This window comes from Leisingera sp. S2M4 (assembly GCF_055398055.1).
In genome coordinates, this window is the sequence record NZ_AP040862.1 from 26,466 (window position 1) to 44,502 (window position 18,037).

Sequence of the window (18,037 nt, forward strand, 5' to 3'; positions counted from 1 at the left end):
CCATGCCCGTTCTTTTGCGCGAACCATAAAGCAGGAACCCGCCGAGTGAAAGGAAAAGACAGGCGCGGGGGCTTGCGAGCGGGGGATTGCCACCCCCATCTAGGGGCATTGCAAGAGGAGCTTTTTAGCATGAAGGCAAAGACACTTCTGGCAGCGGCTTTGATGCTGTCGATGAGCGCGGGCAGCCTGGCGGCGGCAGAGGGTACACCGCTGCGCCAGATCTCCGTGACTGGCGAAAGCACACTGACCGTTGCGCCGGACCTGGCGACGATTACTTTGGGCGTGACCGAGGAGGCGGAAGAGGCCGCCATGGCCATGCAAGCTGTCTCCAAGGCGATGGCGGCAGTGATCGCGGAACTCAAGGCGGCAGGTATCGCCCCCGAAGACATGCAGACCCGTCATGTCTCGATGCACCCGGTCTGGTCCCAGGACCGCTCGTATGATGAGGGCGGTAAACGCCGGATCACCGGTTTTCAGGCCTCCAACACGCTGATGTTGCGGGTGCGCGACCTGGATCGACTGGGGTCGGTTATGGATGCGGTCTTGGCGGCCGGAGCCAATAACTTCCAGGGGTTGACCTTCGGGGTGGAGGATCCGGCGGCTGTTGCTGACAAGATCCGCGGAGAGGCGGTCAAGGATGCAATCCGCAAGGCTGCGCAGCTTGCCGAAGTGGCGGGCATGGAGCTGGGTCCGGTCCGGTCCATTTCGGAGCACGGCGGTGGCGGTGGCCCGCGGCCGATGATGGCGATGGAGATGGCCCGCAGCGACGCGATGCCGATCGAGGCGGGCGAGCTGAGTTTCAGCCACAATGTTTCGGTGGTGTTCGACATTGAGGTGCCCGACGGCAACTGACATCGGTGGGAACCCGTCGAAAGGCGATCGCGCGCCGGACCTGACGCGCGCGCCTGCCGTCGCGATCAAATCCCCGAACGCCCAGGAACGCCCTGCCGAATGGTGTGGGGCGTTTCTGTTGTTTAGGGGGCCAGTGAAGCCTGTTCAATGGGTGCGGCTGGGCCGCGGCTGCCTACATTACCGGTAGCTTGTTTGAGGCCTTCATCTCTTTCAGTGACAGGTTCGAGCGAATGCTGGTGACACCCGGCAGACGGCGCAGGGTGCTGTCGACGAAGCTGCTGTAGTCATCCAGATCCCGGGCCACGACGACAAGCAGGAAGTCGTCGGCTCCGGTGGTATTGTGGCAGGCCAGAATGTTCGGGGTGGTTTCGACGATCCGTTGAAATTCCGCGGTGGCGGCCTGGTCGTGCTCAGAGCAACGCAGCTGAACAAAGGCCATGACCCCGAGCCCCAGCTTGCGGCGGTTCAGATTGGCCTGGTAGCCTTCGATAATGCCCTCCTCCTCGAGCCGCTTTAGGCGGCGCCAGCAGGGGGTTTCGCTCATGCCGAGCTTCTCGGACAGTTTCGCGTTCGTCATGCGACCGTCGCTTTGCAGCAAGGTCAGGATTTTCGCGTTCGTCGCGTCCAAATCGATCAAGGGCAGAATCCTTTGTCGGTGGCGTAAATTTGGAAAGAGTCTGCTCTAAATTAGCGTGAATGCCGCAAGTTTGGCAAAGCTGTTTCCGCGCCGGGCGTTATTCTTGGCCCAAGGCGAATGCAGAAACGGAAACCCATCACGATGAAAGCTGTCCTGTTTGAGAAGTTCCAAGAACCCCCAAAACTGGTCACGGTGGCCGACCCGACCCCGGCGCCGAATGGCGTAGTTCTGAAGGTCGCGGCCACAGGCGTGTGCCGCAGCGACTGGCATGGGTGGATGGGGCATGACAGCGATATCGACCTGCCGCATGTTCCCGGTCATGAACTGGCGGGTGTAGTGGCCGCGGTTGGCAAGGATGTCGCCAACTGGAAGGTCGGCGACAAGGTCACCGTGCCCTTTATTTGCGGCTGCGGCAGCTGTTCGGAATGCCACGCGGGCCAGCAACAGGTGTGCCTGCATCAAGAGCAGCCCGGATTCACCCACTGGGGCTCCTTCGCGGAATACGTCGGCATCCATCAGGCCGACCTGAACCTGGTGGCGCTCCCCGAAAGCATGGATTTCGCGACCGCGGCCAGTCTTGGCTGCCGCTTTGCGACAGCGTTTCGTGCGGTGATCGATCAGGGTAAGGTGAGCGCCGGACAATGGGTGGCCGTGCATGGCTGCGGCGGGGTCGGGCTGTCGGCCGTGATGATCGCGGCAGCGGCCGGGGCCAATGTGATCGGCATCGATCTCGACCCGGCCAAGCTGGATCTGGCGCGAGACCTGGGGGCCGAGGCAATCGTCAACGGCGGCGAGGCCGACGTGGCCGGAGCGATCAGGGAAATCACGAGAGGCGGCGCGCATGTCTCGCTGGATGCGCTGGGGCATCCGGTGACCATGACCAACTCCATCCTGTGCCTGCGACCGCGGGGAAAACACATCCAGGTTGGCCTGATGCTGGGCGAACATGCGTCTCCCGCGATCCCCATGCCCAAGATCGTCGGGCAGGAGATCGAATTGCTTGGCTCACATGGTATGCAGGCGCACCGGTATGGCGCGATGCTGGACATGGTGGCCAGTGGCAAACTGGATCCGGCGCGGCTGGTGGGCGATCAGATCAGTCTTGCGGATGCGCCCGCGGCGCTGATGAACATGGATAACTTCCAGTCCGTCGGCGCCACCGTCATCACCCGTTTCTGAGCGCACGGCGCGTTCGCGTCGATCTTCGCGAACGCATCGTCGCTTGCCGCAGAAACAGACCCGCCACCACAAAAGGGGTAAAAATGTTCGAGAGAGTAGGGGACTACCCCGTCGACCCAATCATGATCGGCGCGGACGACTTCGCGCAGGACCCGCGCCGCGACAAGCTGAACCTGACCGTCGGGATCTATCAGGATGCGCAGGGGCAGACACCGGTTCTGCGCGCGGTGAAGGCTGCAGAGCAGCGATTGGTGGAGACGCAGACAACCAAATCCTACCTCGCCCTGACCGGCGACGCCGAGTATTGCGAGGCCTTGGGGCAGGAGGTGCTGGGAGCGAGCTGGAGGGGGGACTGGGTCGCGGCGCAGACGGCAGGCGGAGCCGTGGCGCTGCGGGTCATGGCAGAGCTTCTGTCGCAAATGCCGGATCCACCGAAAGTTTGGCTGCAAACGCCGACCTATGGCAATTACGTCCCGATCCTGATGGCTGCGGGGGCGAAGTTCGGCCAGGTTCCCTACTACGATCCGATCCGGTGCGAGGTCACGTTTGAACAGATGCTCGACGGGTTGAACGCCGCCAGTCCCGGTGACGTCTTCCTCCTGCAAGGGGTGTGCCACAACCCGACAGGCGCGGACATGACGGCCGAACAGTTCACCGCTTTGCTTGAGGTTCTGGAGGCGCGGGGCATCGTGCCGTGGATCGACCTGGCCTACCTTGGTTTTGCCCGCAGTTTTGAAGCCGACTGCGCCATGGCCCGGCAGATCGCCGCGCGTTTTCCCGAGTGCATTGTCTGTATCACGCTCTCCAAGTCATTCGGGATCTACCGGGATCGCGCCGGGGCCCTGTTCGTGAAAACCCGCAAGGCGGATCGCGGCCGCCTGCACAGGGCCGTATCGGCCATCGTGCGATCAGGGGCTTCGCATGCGCCGGATCATGGCCCGTCGGTGGTGCGCACGATCTTGCAGGATCAGGAATTGAAGGCGCTCTGGTTGCAGGAACTGGACCTCATGCGGCGGCGCGTGGCCCAGGTCCGGGCGGAGATAGCGCGTGAGGAATGTGACACATTCGGCACGCAGGACCTTGCCTATCTGGCCCGGCAACAGGGGATGTTCTCGCTGCTGCCACTGACTGGCCCTCAGGAAGCCGCGCTGACACGCGAGCATGGCATTCATGTTGTCAAAGGCGGTCGGGTCAATGTCGCGCGCCTCGGCACGAGGGATATCGGCTGGCTGGTCCGTGCCGTCCGGGACGTGATGGCGCAGACGTAAACAGCTGTCGCCGTCATAGGCTGCACGCGGTTTCACAAACCTCCGCAAAGGTGCCTGGGCGAGTTCGGCATGACAAATCTTTGCGGGGGTTGAGTATTTCCGGTCTGATGCAGGCACGCGCTGATCGTTCGGTTCCTTCAGCGAATGATTGCCGCCCGTATGGGGCCAGAGCAGGCGTTGCGCGGCTCCTTGCAATGGAGACGTTGTTTTTCCCCTTAACGCGAGTGCTGCCAGCTTACTAAGCTTCCATCATTCGGCCGCGCTGTTCGAGGCAGGGTCACCCATAAGAGGATTTTTTATATGCATATGAAATGCTTCGCGACCGGTGCCATGCTTGCGTTGGTGGCTTCGGTGCCTGCAAATGCTCAGGACGACGCGCCGAAGGTCACCTTGATCACCAATGTAAACGTGTTTGATGGATCCAGCGAACAGTTGATCGAAAATGCCAACGTCGTGGTCACCGATAACCTGATAACCGCAGTGTCGACCGAACCGGTGGATGCGGCGGGCGGCACCGTGATTGACGGCGGCGGGCGCACCTTGATCCCCGGTCTGATCGACGTGCATTGGCACACCTCTTACTGCTGTGCGGCGCAGGCAACAGTGGTGACGGGCGATATACTGGAGGTCGCAATCCGGGGCGCCAAAGGGTCTGAGGGGACGCTGATGCGCGGCTTCACGACCGTGCGGGACGTCGGCGGCAATCCCTTTTCGACCAAGAAGATGATCGACGCAGGCGAAATTCCGGGCCCGCGCATTCTTCCCTCGGGGCCGCCGATCGGGCAAACCGGCGGGCATTTCGACTACCGTCCCTATCAGGACGTGCCCAGCAATCCTGCCGATTCCCAGTGGTATTGGTACAACGTCGGCCTGATGGCGATGGCCGATGGCGTGCCGGAGGTGACCTTGCGGGCGCGTGAGGTGATGCGCATGGGGGCCACCCAGCTAAAGATATCGGGCGGGGGCGGGGTCTCTTCAGTCTATGACCCGCTGGACGTGCGCCAGTATACGAAGGCCGAGATTGAAGCCTTTGTCGAGGTCGCTGACACGTACAACACCTATGTTGCCTCGCATATCTTCACGGATGACGCGGCGCAGATCGCAATCGAGGCTGGTGTGAAATCCATCGAACACGGCTTCCTGATGAGCCGCGAAACGATGGAGATGATGCGCGACAACGACGTCTGGCTGTCGATCCAGCCGCTGCTGGACGATGAAGACGGCTTCAGCTTCAATGATCCCGTAAGCCAGGCAAAATGGATCGAAGTCACCGACGGCACGGACAGGGCCTATACGCTGGCCAAGGAAGTTGGCGTGAAGGTCGCGTTTGGCACCGACATCCTGTTTGATCCGGTGCTGGCCGAACGCCAGGGGGCCTTCCTCGCCAAGTTGCAACAGTGGTACAGCCCCTATGAGGTGCTGCGCATGGCGACCTCTATCAACGCCGAGCTGCTGGCCGAAGCCGGTCCGCGCCATCCCTATCAGCAGGGTCCGCTCGGGGTGATCACTGAGGGCGCCTATGCCGACCTCATCCTCGTGGATGGCAACCCGCTGCAGGATATCAATCTGGTGGCGGACCCAGAGGCGAACTTCGATCTGATCATGAAAGACGGCGTGATCTACAAAAATGCGTTGGATCAGTAGGCGGAGGAAGATCTGATGCCTTTCCGGGGGATCCGGCGGCCCGAAGCTTCGGCGGTCGCTGATGTCTAGCCGTGCACGCGGGGGCGAGGCGATCAATGCGGCTTCGGCATCTTCGCATGGGCCAGCTGGAGTGGATCGTGTGCAATGCCATATCGTGGCCGTCGCTCTGGCCGCCGCTGTCGCTCTGCTTGTCGCCCTGTCGCCAGCTGCGGGGCGCGCCGCCGATTTCGATCTGGTAACCTGGGACATGCTGGCGCCACCTGTGGCCGCCTACGACGACCCGTTCGAGGACATGTCATACGAGCACAAGTCGGACCTGCGCGACGTGCTGCGCGCCCGCAAGGCGCGTGAAAGCGGCAAGGTGCTGCCAGCGTTGCAGGCGGCGGAGGCTGGTGCGCTCCGGAGGCTGCAAGCCGCCGGGCTGGATGCGGATGACTTGCTGCGACAGCGTCTCGTGGTCATGGACCGGCGCCGGCAGGAGGCGACGGGAGTGGCCTCCGCCGTTGTGGACCGGGCGGTGCTGCTCGATGGCTATGCGTTGCCGCTGAAATGGCAGGGTGAGCGGGCCGTGGAGTTTCTGCTGGTGCCCTGGGCCGGTGCCTGTATCCACACACCACCTCCGCCGCCCAATCAAGTTGTGCATGTCTCGTACCCGGACGGCTTGCGGCTCGACCAGTGGTTCGAGCCGGTGCGGCTGTCCGGCACTCTGCGTTATGAACCTGCGGCGCACAGTCTGTTTCTGGTGGATGGCAGCCGCAAAATTCCGGCATCCTACGCCCTCGTGCAGGCCGATCTGGCTGGGGTGCCCGGTGCTATCTCTGCGGCGTCGCTGTCTGAGCTGCCGCTGTTCAGTCAAATCCAGCTTCGCAGCAACCAGTTGTTCACCTCGGGCATGTCCGCGCTTCAGGAAGGCGGCTCAGTGCGAGTAATGCTGATCGCGGTCCTGCTTTCCTTTGCCTATGGGGTGCTGCACACGCTGGGGCCGGGGCACGGCAAGACCGTTGTGATCTCCTATTTTGTCGGAACCGGAGGCAGTCTGAAGCGTGGTATCGGCATGGGAGTCCGCATTGCGGTCTTCCATGTCCTCTCTGCCGTTGTGGTGGTCACGCTGATTGACGTTGCCTGGCGTCAGGCCACGGGCAGCGCGCCGTCCGATACCCGTGCGATCCGGCTGGGCAGTTATGCGCTGATCATGGTCATTGGCACCGCCATGTTGTGGCAGGCAATTGCGGCGTGGCGCGCCGCTGGATCATCGGGGCACCACCATCATCCGGCGCATGACCATGTCGGCTGTGCCGCCTGCGCGCCGCCGAAAGGCGGCAACTGGGTGGCCGTCGCCATCGGTGCGGTGCCCTGTACCGGCGCGCTACTGGTGATGTTGTTTGGTCTCGCCAACGATCTGGTCGGTCCCGCCATCGTGATGGTGCTCGCGATCTCCGCTGGCATGGCGGTGGCGATGTCGGCCATCGGTGTAAGCGCCCTGTGGGCGCGAAACTGGGCGGCGCACCGTCTGGCGACAGCTGGCAAGCCGCCCGATAGGTTTGAACGCCAGGCCCGGCTGGCGGGCGCGGCCTGTGTTCTCGCCATCGGCGCGGGGCTGTTTATTGCGACGTTGATGCACACCCCGGGCAAGGACACCCCGCCCAAGAGAACCGTCGGCAGCGGTCCTGAAAACTACAGCGCCAGCGGCTAGGTGGCGGCAGGTTGGGAAACCAGCGCCCCCAACGCCCCGCGGAACAGCTCTTGCATGTGCCTGCGAGAGCGGACGGCGGCCGCCAGCCCCCTATTACGGCGCTTGTCAAAGGGGCTGGGTGCCCGCGGCGCGCCGTCAGTGGCTGTGTTCACGGGTGCGCTGCAACCGTTGGGCAACAGCCAGCGCTGCTTCGATGGGGTCGATAACGGTTAGGCCCAATGCCTCCGTCAGCTCTGTGGCCAAGCCGCCCATGCCGGCGCATCCAAGCACAAGCGTGCGGGTTTGCCCGTGCTCGGTGCAAAGCCGCCTGGCCTCAGAGACCAGCCGATCCCTCGCGTTCGCCCTGTCATGCTCGAAATCCAGCACCGGAACACCGGAGGCAAAAATGCCGATGCAATGACGGTGCAGCCCGTAGCTGGCGATGTTTGCCTCAAGAACCGGAACCGATAACTCGGATGTGGTCAGAACGATGAAAGGCTCGGCCTGGTCGTGGCCGCGTTGGAAACTGGCCTCGCCCAGCCCCACTATCGGAATCGCGCAGCGCGTGCGGGCGACCGGCAGGCCGGTGTCATCGAAGCAGCCGATCACGCCAAGATCAAAGCCGCCCGCCGCCAGCAGCGACAGCGTGCCGGGTTCCGCAGCATCGCCGTCGGCCTGGCCCTGGATCGAGGGCGGCCCGGCGGTGTTGGTGGCGCCGATGATGGACAGGCCGCGCGGCGCAAGACCGCGGGCCTGTTCGACCATGCGGCGGGTCATCTCGGTGGTGGAGTTCGGGTTGACGAAACACAGCTTCATCCGCGCAGGCTTTCGGCTTGGCGGCTGGTGAAGGCGGTCCATTCCTCCAGCGACATGGTGGGCAGATCAAACGTCTGGTTCGAGCGGCAATAGCCGTGGCCGCCCATCCGCCCCAGCGCGTCCAACGCCGCCGGGTCGACATGATGGCGGTCGTTCACCAGCCCCGGATGGCTGTGCATCGCCAGCACCTCGCCCAGAATGATTTCGCGCGATTTGCCGATGTTCAGGGTGGTGTGGCGGCGGCATTCGAACCGCACCGGAGCCTCGGCGATCTGCGGGCAGGACACGAACTCCCCCGGCAACATCGTCAGCCCGGCTTCGGCGATCTCGTCGACTTCGGGGCCAAAGGGCACCGCCGTGGCGTTCATCGCGTGCAGGTTGGCGTGGGCGACGATGTTGACGGTGAATTCTTCCGTCACCCGGATGTTGTGGGCGGTGTCTTTGAACCGCATGTCGGCATGGTTTTCGACCCCGATGGCCAGGATGGCGGGGTCTGAGGAAAGGCAGTTGAAGAAACTGTAGGGAGCGGCATTGGCGATGCCCGCCTCATTGACCGTTGTCACCCAGGCGATCGGCCGCGGCACCACGGCACCGATCAGCAGCTTGTAGCGTTCGCGCGGCGTCAGTTTGGCAAAGTCGAAACGCGTCTGCCCGGTTGCGGGCTGGGTGTCGTCGGTCATGGCGGGTCTCCCGGTGTCTATGGTTTTGTCTTGGCCGGCCGGTAGCGTGACAGGATCTGCGCCACGTTGTCGGGCTCGGCGTCTTCGGGGTTGAGCAGGGCGCGGTCTTGCACCCCGTGCAGGTGGCTGTGCATGCAGGCGCTGGCGCGTTCGGCGTCGCCCTCGGCCAGGGCAGCAATCAGTTCGGCGTGTTCCTCGACGCCGCATTCGGCAGAGTGGACCTGCGCGAACCGCGCCAGGATCAGCGAGCAGCGCGAGACGATTTCATTGACGTAATTGGCCAGGATCTTGGAGCCGGTCAGCTCTGCCAGCAGGATGTGGAATTCGCCGGCCAGCCGGATCGAGCGGGTGTGATCCTTGCCAAGGTATTTCTCTTCTTCCTTCAGATGTGCCTTCAGCGCCTTGATGATCGGCTTGGGGTCCATCTTGCACAGTCGCTGGATCACCTCGCGTTCCAGGCACTGGCGCATTTCGAAGATGTCATAGGCTTCTTCGATGGTGGGCTCGGCGACGGAAGCGCCGCGATTCGGCTGTAGGTCGACCAGCCCTTCGGCGTCGAGGCGTACCAGTGCATTGCGTACGGTTGTACGGCTGACGCCAAAAGTCTCACCGATCGAATCTTCGGGAAGCTTCACGCCGGGCTTCAGGGCTTGCTCGATGATGGCTTGGCGCAGGGAGTCGTAAACTGGAAAGCTGCGGGTCGATGATTTGTACATTTACTGTGCTCTCATGCTTGAAATTTAAGCTTTTTCAGGCGGAGGCCTGATGGCTCGGCGAAACTAGCAGCTTTCGGTTGCTTTGTGTTGGATACAATCATTGAATACAATCTGCAAACATTTTTGTAGACAGATGGTGGCCGGGTCCATAACCTCACGTCAACACCCGGCTCGATCCGGGTACTGCGGGAACCGCAAAAAGGCACAGAGAAGGCCGCATTTGAAATGGATGCAAAAGAAACGAAATTTGTATTCACAACAGGGAGACAACAGAATGATCTCGAAAACTGGACTGAAGGTCGCGCTTCTGGGCGGCATGGCGGCGGCGACGCTGGCGGCGACGGCGTCTGCGGAAACCGTGCGCTGGGGCGCGCCGCGCGACATCGTCTCGCTCGACCCCTATTCCTACGGCGACAGCTACACGATCAATTTCCTCAACCACATCTACGAGGGGCTTGTGCGCTTTGACCGCGATCTGCAGATCGAGCCGGCGCTGGCGGAAAGCTGGGAGATCATCTCCCCCACCACCTGGCGGTTCAGCCTGCGCAAGGGGGTGAAATTCCATAACGGCAGCGACTTCACGGCCGAGGACGTGCTGGCCTCGCTGACCCGCGTCAGCGACGAAAGCTCGCCGCTCAAGGGGAACCTGCCGGCCTACAAGAGCGCCACCGTGGTCGACGATCACACCATCGATATCGAACTGACCGGCGCCTATCCGCTGCTGCTGAACGATCTGACCAATATCCATATCTTCGACAAGGACTGGCTGGTCGAGAACAACGCCGAAATGCCGACCGACGTCAGCGCCGGGGTCGAGGGCTACGCGACCTTCAACACCAACGGCACCGGCCCGTTTGTGCTCGAAAGCCGTACCCCCGAGGCGCAGACGGTGCTGACCGTGAACGAGGGCTGGTGGGATGAACCTCAGCACAATCTGACCCGGATCGAATTCCAGCCGGTCACTTCCGCCGCGACCCGTGTCGCAGCCCTGCTGTCCGGCGAGGTTGATTTTGTCGACAGCGCCCCGGTGCAGGATTTGCCGCGCCTGTCGGCGGCGCCCAACCTGAAGGTGCTGGAGCGCACCGACCTGCGCACCGTGATGCTGGGCTTCAACCGCCGGGATGAGCTGGTGGCGGGTGGTGAAAACCCGTTGAACGATCTGCGCGTGCGCCAGGCGATGCAGCTGGCGGTGGACATGGATCTGATTCAGTCCCGCGTCATGCGCGGCAAGTCCCGCAATGCCGGCACGCTCGTTGCCCCCTCGATTCCCGGCTATTCCGAAGCGCTGGACAGCGTGGTGGCGGCCGATCCCGACAAGGCCAGGGCGCTGCTGGCCGAGGCCGGGTATGAAGACGGTTTCGAGTTCGACTTCGTCTGCACCAATGAAAGCTACGTGAATGAGGAGCAGTTCTGCCAGGCGATCGCCTCCATGTGGTCGCGGATCGGGCTGAGCCCCCGTCTGGACATCGGCCCTACCGCCAAGCAGACCCCCAAGCGCGCGGGCGGCAAGGCGGATGTCTACACCATCGGCTGGGCGACGCTGCCGATGCTGGATACCTATTCGATCCTTGTGCAGATGCTGCACAGCAAGGAGGGCAACTCCGGCGTGTTCAACTGGGGCAACTGGTCCTACCCGGAGATCGACAAGCTGACCCAGGCCGCCTCGGTCGAGCTGGACCGCGAAAAGCGCCTGTCGATGGAAACCGAGGCCCTGCGCATTGCCAAGGAAGAAATCGTGATGATGCCCCTGCACCAGCAGCCGATGGCCTGGGCGGTGTCGGCGGACTTCGAGGACTTCCCGCAGTTCCCGGACAACAAGCCGCGCATGTGGTTCGTGACCCGGTAATCCCCCACTGGGGCAGCGCCTGCCGGGGGCTGCCCCGCTTTTTCAACACAACAGGGGAGAGGCACCGATGCTGGCTTTTCTGATCAAGCGGACGGCGAATGCGATCTTCGTGATGCTCTCCGTCAGTTTCATCGCCTTCATGATCTTTCGCTTTGTCGGCGATCCGGTCGAGCTGATGCTGAACGAGCAGGCGACCCAGGCCCAGCGGGATGCGCTGCGCGCCAAGCTGGGGTTGGATGATCCGTTCATCGTTCAGTTCACCACCTTTGTCAAAAACGCGGCGCAGGGAGATTTCGGCATTTCCTTCCGCAACCAGCAGGACGTTCTGGCGATGATCGCCGAGCGCTTCCCCGCGACCTTTGAGCTGGTGATCGTGGCGACGCTGATCTCGCTGGTGGTCGGCATCCCGCTGGGGGTGATCACCGCGATCCACCGCCAGCGCTGGTATGCGGAAACGCTGCAGTTCACCTCGATCATTGGCATATCGCTGCCCAGCTTCGTGGTGGGTATCGGGCTGATCCTGATCTTCTCGGTCTGGCTCGGCTGGCTCCCCGCCTTCGGGCGCGGCGAGACGGTGGACCTCGGCTGGTGGTCGACCGGTCTGCTCACCCCCTCGGGGAGGCTGTCGATCATCCTGCCGGCCCTGTCGCTGTCGCTGTTCCAGATCACCCTGGTGATGCGGCTGGTGCGGGCCGAGATGTTGGAGGTGCTGCGCACCGATTTCATCAAGTTCGCCCGCGCCCGCGGCATTCCTGCCCGCACCATCCATTTCCGCCACGCGCTGCGCAACTGCCTGATGCCGGTGGTCACCATGACCGCCATGCAGATCGGCGGGCTGATCGCCTTTGCGCTGGTGACCGAGACGGTGTTCCAATGGCCCGGCATGGGGCTGCTGTTCATCCAGGCGGTGACCTTTGTCGATGTGCCGATCATGGCGGGATACCTCTGCATCGTCGCGCTGATCTTCGTCACCCTCAATGCCCTGGTCGATATCACCTATGCGGTGATCGACCCCCGCCTGCGCGGAGCTGACAAATGACCGATACCCGAACCCAACCTGAAACCACCCGCGCGCCCCTTGCCGCCCGCCTGGCTCGGATCGCCGACAGCGACCTATGGTGGAGCTTCAAGAACTCGAAATCCGCGGTCGGCGCGGCTGCGGTGCTGGCCTTTGTCACCGTCACCGCCTTCCTGGCGCCGGTGTTGGCGCCGCAGAACCCCTATGATCTCGCCGCGCTGGAACTGTGGAACGCCGAGCTGCCGCCGGTGTGGATGCAGGGCGGGCAGATGCCCTTCATTCTGGGAACTGACGTGCAGGGGCGCGATATCCTGTCAGGCATTCTCTATGGCACGCGGATCTCGATTTTCATCGGCATCGCCTCGGTTGCGGTGTCGCTGGCAATCGGCCTGCTGGCCGGGCTGGCCGCCGGCTACTATGGCGGCTGGATCGACAACGTGCTGATGCGCATCGGTGATGTGCTGCTGTCGATCCCGATCATCCTTGCGGCAATCCTGGTCAGCTCGGTCGCGCAGGCGCTATTGCCGCCGGAGCTGCGCGAGGCTGGCATCGCCGCGGTGCTGGTGCTGGCCATCGCGCTGTATTCCTGGGTGCAATACGCCCGCGTCGTGCGGGCCCAGACGATGGTGGAGCGGCGCAAGGAATATGTTCAGGCCTCGCGGCTGGTTGGCACCCCCGGTCGGCGGCTGATGCTGAAGCATATCCTGCCCAACACGCTGACGCCGGTGTTCGTGGCGGCAACGCTGAACTTCGGCCTGGCCATCCTGATCGAGGCGACGCTGTCCTTCCTTGGCGTCGGCATGCCGCCGAACCAGCCCTCGCTGGGGACGCTGATCCGGGTCGGCAACCAGTATCTGTTCTCCGGCTCCTGGTGGATCGTGCTCTTCCCCTCGGTGCAGCTGTGTATCCTGGTGGTGGCCGTGAACATGCTGGGCGACTGGCTGCGCGACGCCCTCAATCCGAAACTTCGCTAAAGGACGACTTTGATGACTTCGCTTCTGATCAAACACGCCCGCATCGGGGATGGCGAAAGCTCCGACATCCTGATCCGCGATGGCCGGATCGCCGAAATCGCGCCGGGGCTGGACGCCCCCGGCGTGGCTACCGAAGACGCCGCGGGTGCGATCGCCATTCCCGGGCTGGTGGATGCCCACACCCACCTCGACAAGTCGCTGATTGGCTGGCCGTGGTACAAGAACGATGTCGGCGGCGGCAACCTGATGGCGATGATCGACAACGAGCGCGCGATGAAGGCGCGGCTGGGGCTGGATCCGCATGTGCAATCGATGCGCCATGCCCTGCAGACCGCCGCCTATGGCGCGACGCTGATCCGCAGCCATGTGGACATCGACACCGACGGCGGGCTGCGCGCGCTGGAAGGCGTGATGGAAACCGCTGACAAACTGGCTGACGTGGTTGAGATCGAAACCGTGGCTTTCCCGCAGTCCGGCCTGATGATCCGCGAAGGCACCGCCGAGCTGATGGATCAGGCGCTGGCGATGGGGGCCGATCTGGTCGGCGGGCTGGACCCCTGCGGCGTGGACCGTGATCCCAAGGGGCATCTCGACGTGGTTTTCGGGCTGGCGGAAAAACACGGCAAGGGCGTCGACATCCACCTGCATGAACGCGGTGAGATGGGCATGTTCTCGATGGAGGAGATCCTGACCCGCGCCGAGGCGCTGGGCATGACGGGGTTGGTCACCATTTCCCATGCCTTCTGTCTGGGTATGAACGACTATCAGCGGGTCGAGGCAATGCTGGCGCGGCTGGCCGCGCTGGACGTACGGATCATGACCACCGCGCCGGCGTCCTCGCCCGCTCCGATGGTCAAGCAGCTGATGGCGCATGGCATCCGCATTGGTGCCGGCAATGACGGTATTCAGGACACCTGGGGGCCATATGGCAACGGCGACATGCTGGAACGCGCCAAGTTCATCGGCCTGCGCAACAACCTGCGCATGGACAGCGAGGTGAAGACCGCGCTGGATATCTGCGCGGGCGGCGGTGCCGAGGCGATGGGCAAACCGCGCCGCGCGCTGGAGGTCGGGGCACCGGGCGATGTGGTGCTGGTTCAGGGCGAAACCGTCGTGCAGGCGGTGGTCACCCACGCACCGCGCCAGTTGGTGGTCAAGGGCGGCAATGTCACGGCGCGCGGTGGCAAGACCGTGATGGAGGCCCCATGAGCCGCTTTGCTGACCTGCCGCTGGGGGCCCGCCCGCCGGGGCGCTGGGCCCTGCGTGCGGCCTGGGTGATCGCAGACACCCCAACCGGTCGCCATCTGGTGCCGGATGGCGAGGTGGTGGTCGAAGGCGGCCGAGTTATCCACGTGGGCCTGCCGTTCGAGGGCGAGGTCGCGGCCCGCTACGACATGGGGCAGGCGCTGATTGCACCGGGCTTTGTGGATCTTGATGCGCTGTCCGACCTCGACACGACGCTGCTGGCGCATGACAACTGGCCCGGCGACAAGAAGGGCCGCGTCTGGCCGCGTTCTTACGTCGAGCGCGGACCCTATGAAATGTACAGCCCTGAGGAACTGGCCTTTCAGAAGCGCTTTGCCTTTGGCCAGCTGCTGCAAAACGGGATCACCACCGCGGCACCCATTGCCTCGCTGTTCTACCGCGAATGGGGCGAGACGGTGGAGGAGTTCACCGCCGCTGCCGAGGCGGCAGAGGAGCTGGGCCTGCGCGTCTGGCTGGGACCGGCTTACCGCAGCGGCGGTATGGTGGCCGAGGCCGATGGCCGCCTGGTGGCCGAGTTTGACGAGGCGCGCGGCCTGGCGGGACTGGATGCGGCGCTCGGCTTTGCCGCCCAGTGGCAGGGGCACGATTTGATCTCGCCGTTGCTGGCGCCGGACCGGGTGGAGACCTGCACCGCAGAGCTTTTGCGCCGCACCATGGCCGCGGCGGAGGAGCTGAAATGCCCCGTGCGCCTGCATATGGCCCAGGGCCAGATGGAGCGCGATACCGTGCAGCAGCTGCACGGCATGAGCGCGCCGCGATGGCTGAACAGCCATGGCCTGCTGAATGCCCGCCTGCTGGCGCCGCATGCCACGGTGGCCGATGACGCGGATCTTGATCTTTATGCCAGCCATGGCGTCAGCGTGGTGCATTGCCCGCTGGTCGCGGCCCGGCATGGCGGTGCGCTGCGCTCCTTTCGGCGGTTGCGCGACAAGGGCATCGGCATGGCCATGGGCACCGACACCGCGCCGCCGGACATGGTGCTGAACATGGCGGTGGGCATGATGATGTGCCGCATGGTGGAGGGCGATCTGACTTCCATCACCTCGGCTGAGATGTTCGATGCCGCCAACCTGGGCGGTGCGGCGGCGCTGGGGCGCGACGACATTGGCGCGCTGCGGTCCGGGGGGAGGGCGGATATCGCCGTCTTCGACCTCTCTGATACTGCAATGGCGCCGACCATCGACCCGGTGCAGACGTTGATCCTGGGCGCCACTGGCCGGGTCACCAGGGCCACCATCGTCGATGGCCGCCTGTCCATGCGCGACGGCGAAGTTGCGGGCATCGACATGGCTGCCGCCCGCCTGCGCGCGCAGGCGCAGTTCGACGGGCTGCTGGCCAAATACCCGGACCGGACGGTTGGCCATCCGCCGCTGGCCGAGATCTTCCCCCCGACATACCCGCCGCTGACGCGGCCCCAGACGTGAAGGATAACGAGATGATGCTGAGGCAAGCACCTGCACCGCAGGACCCAGGCAGCCAGCCTGTGCCCGAAGGGGCGCCAGCGCTGGAGGTCGACAGCCTGACCGTGGAGTTTCCGACCCGCCGCGGGCTGCTCACCGCCATTGACGATGTCTCGATCCGCATCGCTCCGGGGGAGATCCTCGGCGTTGTCGGCGAATCCGGCGCGGGCAAGTCGATCACCGGCCTTGCCGTGCTGGGTCTGCTGGAGGCGCCGGGCCGGATCGCCAAGGGCGAGATCCGCGTTGGCGGCCGCCGGGTCGACACCCTGACAGAAGACGAGCTGACCCGCGTGCGCGGTCGCGAAATGGGCGCGATCTTTCAGGATCCGCTGACCGCGCTGAACCCATTGTTCTCCATCGGGGCGCAGCTGATCGAGACCATCCGCCTGCACAAGCCGATGTCGCGCGAGGCGGCACAGCAAAAGGCCGTCACCCTGCTGCGCGAAGTTGGCATCCCGGCACCGGAGGAGCGGCTGAAGCAATATCCCCACCAGTTCTCCGGCGGCATGCGGCAGCGGGTGGTGATTGCGCTGGCGCTGGCGGCGGAGCCACAGCTGATCATCGCCGATGAACCCACGACGGCGCTGGATGTGTCGATCCAGGCGCAGATCACCACGCTGCTGCGGCGCCTGTGCGACGAGCACCGCACCGGCATCATGCTGGTGACCCACGACATGGGCGTGATCGCCGAGACTGCCGACCGGGTGGCGGTGATGTACTCGGGCCGGGTGGTGGAAACCGGCCGCGTCGAGGACGTGCTGCATGATCCGCAGCACCCCTATACCCGCGGGCTGATGGCCGCGATTCCCAGCCTGCACGCGCGCAGCGGTACGCTGGCGCAGATCGACGGCGCGATGCCGCGGCTGAATGCTCGCCCTTCGGGCTGTGCCTTTCACCCGCGCTGCCCACAGGCCGGGCCGCGCTGTCTGCGCGAACGGCCGCAGCTGGTTCCGGCGGCGCGCAGCGAAGCGGCCTGTTTCATTCAGGACGGAGGCACCGAATGATGCAGATCAACGAACCAATCCTGACCGTCGACCGGGTGTCGAAACGCTTTGACGTCTCCGCGCCCTGGCTGAACCGGGTGCTGGAGGGCAAGCCGCGGCTGTTGGTCAATGCGGTGAACGAGGTCAGCTTTACCATCGCCCGCGGCAGCTGTTTCAGCATTGTCGGCGAATCGGGCTGCGGCAAATCCACCGTGGCGCGGCTGGTGACCGGGCTTTACGCCACCAGCGGTGGCGACATCCGCTTTGGCCGCGGCACCGAGGGCCGTCCGGTGCGGGTGCAGATGATCTTTCAGGACCCGCATTCCAGCCTGAACCCCCGCTGGCGCATCGGCGACATCATCGCCGAGCCGATCCGCGAGATGAAGCTGCGCCGCAACGAGGCTGAAACCACCTCGCGCGTGAAAGAATTGCTGCAAACCGTGGGCCTTGCTGCGGATGACGCACGCAAGTTTCCGCATGAATTCTCCGGCGGGCAGCGGCAGCGCATTTCGATCGCACGCGCGCTGGCCTGCGAGCCGGAACTGCTGGTCTGCGATGAGCCGACCTCGGCGCTGGACGTGTCGGTGCAGGCCCAGATCCTGAACCTGATGCGGCGCCTGCAACAGGAGCTGGGGCTCACCTATCTGTTCATCAGCCACGACCTGAGCGTGGTGCGGCACATGTCTGACATGATTGCGGTGATGTACCTGGGGCGCATCGTCGAAATGGCCCCGGTCGAATCCCTGTTCAACCAGCCTCTGCACCCGTATTCGCAGCTTCTGCTCAATACGATTCCGGACATCCATGCGCCCAAGCGCGCAAGATGCGTCGACAATGGTGAACCGCCCAGTCCGCTGAATCCACCGTCCGGCTGTGCCTTTCATCCACGCTGTGCGCTGGCCACCGACGCCTGCCGGGAGACGGTGCCACCCCTCCGAGACCTTTCAGACGGTCACAAGGCTGCCTGTTTGCTGGCTGGCTGAGCGATGGCTGGGCGGAGGCTCTGCATGCCTGTGCCCGCCTTTG

General features: G+C 64.1%; 16 protein-coding genes. 12 read left to right on the forward strand and 4 right to left on the reverse strand.

Annotated elements, in window-relative coordinates; all coding sequences use genetic code 11:
* Positions 1 to 129 precede the first annotated feature (129 nt).
* On the forward strand, positions 130 to 852 hold the full coding sequence (locus tag ACZ52D_RS16475) for an SIMPL domain-containing protein (protein ID WP_464443382.1): 723 nt from the start codon (positions 130 to 132) through the stop codon (positions 850 to 852).
* 172 nt (positions 853 to 1,024) lie between these two features.
* Here ACZ52D_RS16475 and ACZ52D_RS16480 read toward each other — a convergent pair whose 3' ends face one another.
* The gene (locus ACZ52D_RS16480; protein WP_464443383.1) at positions 1,025 to 1,489 is read right to left on the reverse strand and encodes an Lrp/AsnC family transcriptional regulator; all 465 of its coding nucleotides are present in this window, start codon (positions 1,487 to 1,489) and stop codon (positions 1,025 to 1,027) included.
* A 141-nt stretch (positions 1,490 to 1,630) separates the two neighbouring features.
* On the opposite strand from ACZ52D_RS16480, the gene ACZ52D_RS16485 reads away from it, so the two are divergent.
* The 4 genes from ACZ52D_RS16485 to ACZ52D_RS16500 all read left to right on the forward strand — a co-directional run bounded on the left by ACZ52D_RS16485 (position 1,631) and on the right by ACZ52D_RS16500 (position 7,273).
* Complete coding sequence (locus ACZ52D_RS16485) at positions 1,631 to 2,668, forward strand: zinc-dependent alcohol dehydrogenase family protein (protein ID WP_464443384.1); 1,038 nt, start codon at positions 1,631 to 1,633, stop codon at positions 2,666 to 2,668.
* Between the two features lie 83 nt (positions 2,669 to 2,751).
* A complete protein-coding gene (locus tag ACZ52D_RS16490) occupies positions 2,752 to 3,936 on the forward strand; it encodes an aromatic amino acid transaminase (RefSeq protein ID WP_464443385.1) in 1,185 nt (394 codons plus the stop codon).
* 300 nt (positions 3,937 to 4,236) lie between these two features.
* Positions 4,237 to 5,580: a metal-dependent hydrolase family protein gene (locus ACZ52D_RS16495; protein ID WP_464443386.1), complete on the forward strand. Its 1,344-nt coding sequence runs from the start codon at positions 4,237 to 4,239 to the stop codon at positions 5,578 to 5,580.
* Positions 5,581 to 5,641: 61 nt separating this feature from the next.
* Positions 5,642 to 7,273: a HoxN/HupN/NixA family nickel/cobalt transporter gene (locus tag ACZ52D_RS16500; RefSeq protein ID WP_464443387.1), complete on the forward strand. Its 1,632-nt coding sequence runs from the start codon at positions 5,642 to 5,644 to the stop codon at positions 7,271 to 7,273.
* Between the two features lie 135 nt (positions 7,274 to 7,408).
* On the opposite strand, the gene ACZ52D_RS16505 is transcribed toward ACZ52D_RS16500, so the two are convergent.
* Genes ACZ52D_RS16505 through ACZ52D_RS16515 form a run of 3 tightly spaced genes read right to left on the reverse strand, consistent with a single transcriptional unit; the run spans position 7,409 to position 9,464 of the window.
* Positions 7,409 to 8,068, reverse strand: coding sequence for an aspartate/glutamate racemase family protein (locus ACZ52D_RS16505; RefSeq protein ID WP_464443388.1), 660 nt, complete (start codon positions 8,066 to 8,068; stop codon positions 7,409 to 7,411).
* Complete coding sequence (locus tag ACZ52D_RS16510; RefSeq protein WP_369924197.1) at positions 8,065 to 8,748, reverse strand: flavin reductase family protein; 684 nt, start codon at positions 8,746 to 8,748, stop codon at positions 8,065 to 8,067. Before ACZ52D_RS16510 ends, ACZ52D_RS16505 begins: the two co-directional genes overlap by 4 nt.
* 17 nt (positions 8,749 to 8,765) lie before the next feature.
* Entirely contained in the window at positions 8,766 to 9,464 is a 699-nt protein-coding gene (locus ACZ52D_RS16515; protein WP_222454101.1) for a GntR family transcriptional regulator, read from the reverse strand.
* Between the two features lie 274 nt (positions 9,465 to 9,738).
* Between ACZ52D_RS16515 and ACZ52D_RS16520 the strand changes: the two genes are divergently transcribed.
* From ACZ52D_RS16520 to ACZ52D_RS16550, 7 genes are all read left to right on the forward strand, one after another.
* Positions 9,739 to 11,310, forward strand: coding sequence for an ABC transporter substrate-binding protein (locus ACZ52D_RS16520; protein ID WP_464443389.1), 1,572 nt, complete (start codon positions 9,739 to 9,741; stop codon positions 11,308 to 11,310).
* A 67-nt stretch (positions 11,311 to 11,377) separates the two neighbouring features.
* Positions 11,378 to 12,349, forward strand: a complete 972-nt coding sequence (locus tag ACZ52D_RS16525; protein WP_464443390.1) for an ABC transporter permease — start codon at positions 11,378 to 11,380, stop codon at positions 12,347 to 12,349.
* Positions 12,346 to 13,302 (forward strand): ABC transporter permease, encoded by a 957-nt coding sequence (locus ACZ52D_RS16530; RefSeq protein WP_464443391.1) that lies wholly within the window; start codon positions 12,346 to 12,348, stop codon positions 13,300 to 13,302. Before ACZ52D_RS16525 ends, ACZ52D_RS16530 begins: the two co-directional genes overlap by 4 nt.
* A gap of 12 nt (positions 13,303 to 13,314) precedes the next feature.
* Complete coding sequence (locus ACZ52D_RS16535; RefSeq protein WP_464443392.1) at positions 13,315 to 14,511, forward strand: amidohydrolase family protein; 1,197 nt, start codon at positions 13,315 to 13,317, stop codon at positions 14,509 to 14,511.
* Positions 14,508 to 15,992: a chlorohydrolase family protein gene (locus ACZ52D_RS16540; RefSeq protein WP_464443393.1), complete on the forward strand. Its 1,485-nt coding sequence runs from the start codon at positions 14,508 to 14,510 to the stop codon at positions 15,990 to 15,992. The genes ACZ52D_RS16535 and ACZ52D_RS16540 overlap by 4 nt, the downstream gene beginning before the upstream one ends.
* Positions 15,993 to 16,006: 14 nt before the next feature.
* The gene (locus ACZ52D_RS16545) at positions 16,007 to 17,032 is read left to right on the forward strand and encodes an ABC transporter ATP-binding protein (protein WP_464443578.1); all 1,026 of its coding nucleotides are present in this window, start codon (positions 16,007 to 16,009) and stop codon (positions 17,030 to 17,032) included.
* Positions 17,032 to 17,994, forward strand: coding sequence for an ABC transporter ATP-binding protein (locus tag ACZ52D_RS16550; protein WP_464443579.1), 963 nt, complete (start codon positions 17,032 to 17,034; stop codon positions 17,992 to 17,994). The genes ACZ52D_RS16545 and ACZ52D_RS16550 overlap by 1 nt, the downstream gene beginning before the upstream one ends.
* Positions 17,995 to 18,037 lie beyond the last annotated feature (43 nt).

Excerpts from the sequence above, each read along its gene's own strand:
- ACZ52D_RS16500 (WP_464443387.1), top strand. The coding sequence starts at position 5,642 with ATGTCTAGCCGTGCACGCGGGGGCGAGGCGATCAATGCGGCTTCGGCA.
- ACZ52D_RS16505 (WP_464443388.1), bottom strand. The coding sequence starts at position 8,068 with ATGAAGCTGTGTTTCGTCAACCCGAACTCCACCACCGAGATGACCCGC.
- ACZ52D_RS16545 (WP_464443578.1), top strand. The coding sequence starts at position 16,007 with ATGCTGAGGCAAGCACCTGCACCGCAGGACCCAGGCAGCCAGCCTGTG.
- ACZ52D_RS16520 (WP_464443389.1), top strand. The coding sequence starts at position 9,739 with ATGATCTCGAAAACTGGACTGAAGGTCGCGCTTCTGGGCGGCATGGCG.
- ACZ52D_RS16530 (WP_464443391.1), top strand. The coding sequence starts at position 12,346 with ATGACCGATACCCGAACCCAACCTGAAACCACCCGCGCGCCCCTTGCC.
- ACZ52D_RS16485 (WP_464443384.1), top strand. The coding sequence starts at position 1,631 with ATGAAAGCTGTCCTGTTTGAGAAGTTCCAAGAACCCCCAAAACTGGTC.
- ACZ52D_RS16550 (WP_464443579.1), top strand. The coding sequence starts at position 17,032 with ATGCAGATCAACGAACCAATCCTGACCGTCGACCGGGTGTCGAAACGC.
- ACZ52D_RS16495 (WP_464443386.1), top strand. The coding sequence starts at position 4,237 with ATGCATATGAAATGCTTCGCGACCGGTGCCATGCTTGCGTTGGTGGCT.
- ACZ52D_RS16515 (WP_222454101.1), bottom strand. The coding sequence starts at position 9,464 with ATGTACAAATCATCGACCCGCAGCTTTCCAGTTTACGACTCCCTGCGC.
- ACZ52D_RS16535 (WP_464443392.1), top strand. The coding sequence starts at position 13,315 with ATGACTTCGCTTCTGATCAAACACGCCCGCATCGGGGATGGCGAAAGC.
- ACZ52D_RS16525 (WP_464443390.1), top strand. The coding sequence starts at position 11,378 with ATGCTGGCTTTTCTGATCAAGCGGACGGCGAATGCGATCTTCGTGATG.
- ACZ52D_RS16540 (WP_464443393.1), top strand. The coding sequence starts at position 14,508 with ATGAGCCGCTTTGCTGACCTGCCGCTGGGGGCCCGCCCGCCGGGGCGC.
- ACZ52D_RS16490 (WP_464443385.1), top strand. The coding sequence starts at position 2,752 with ATGTTCGAGAGAGTAGGGGACTACCCCGTCGACCCAATCATGATCGGC.
- ACZ52D_RS16510 (WP_369924197.1), bottom strand. The coding sequence starts at position 8,748 with ATGACCGACGACACCCAGCCCGCAACCGGGCAGACGCGTTTCGACTTT.
- ACZ52D_RS16475 (WP_464443382.1), top strand. The coding sequence starts at position 130 with ATGAAGGCAAAGACACTTCTGGCAGCGGCTTTGATGCTGTCGATGAGC.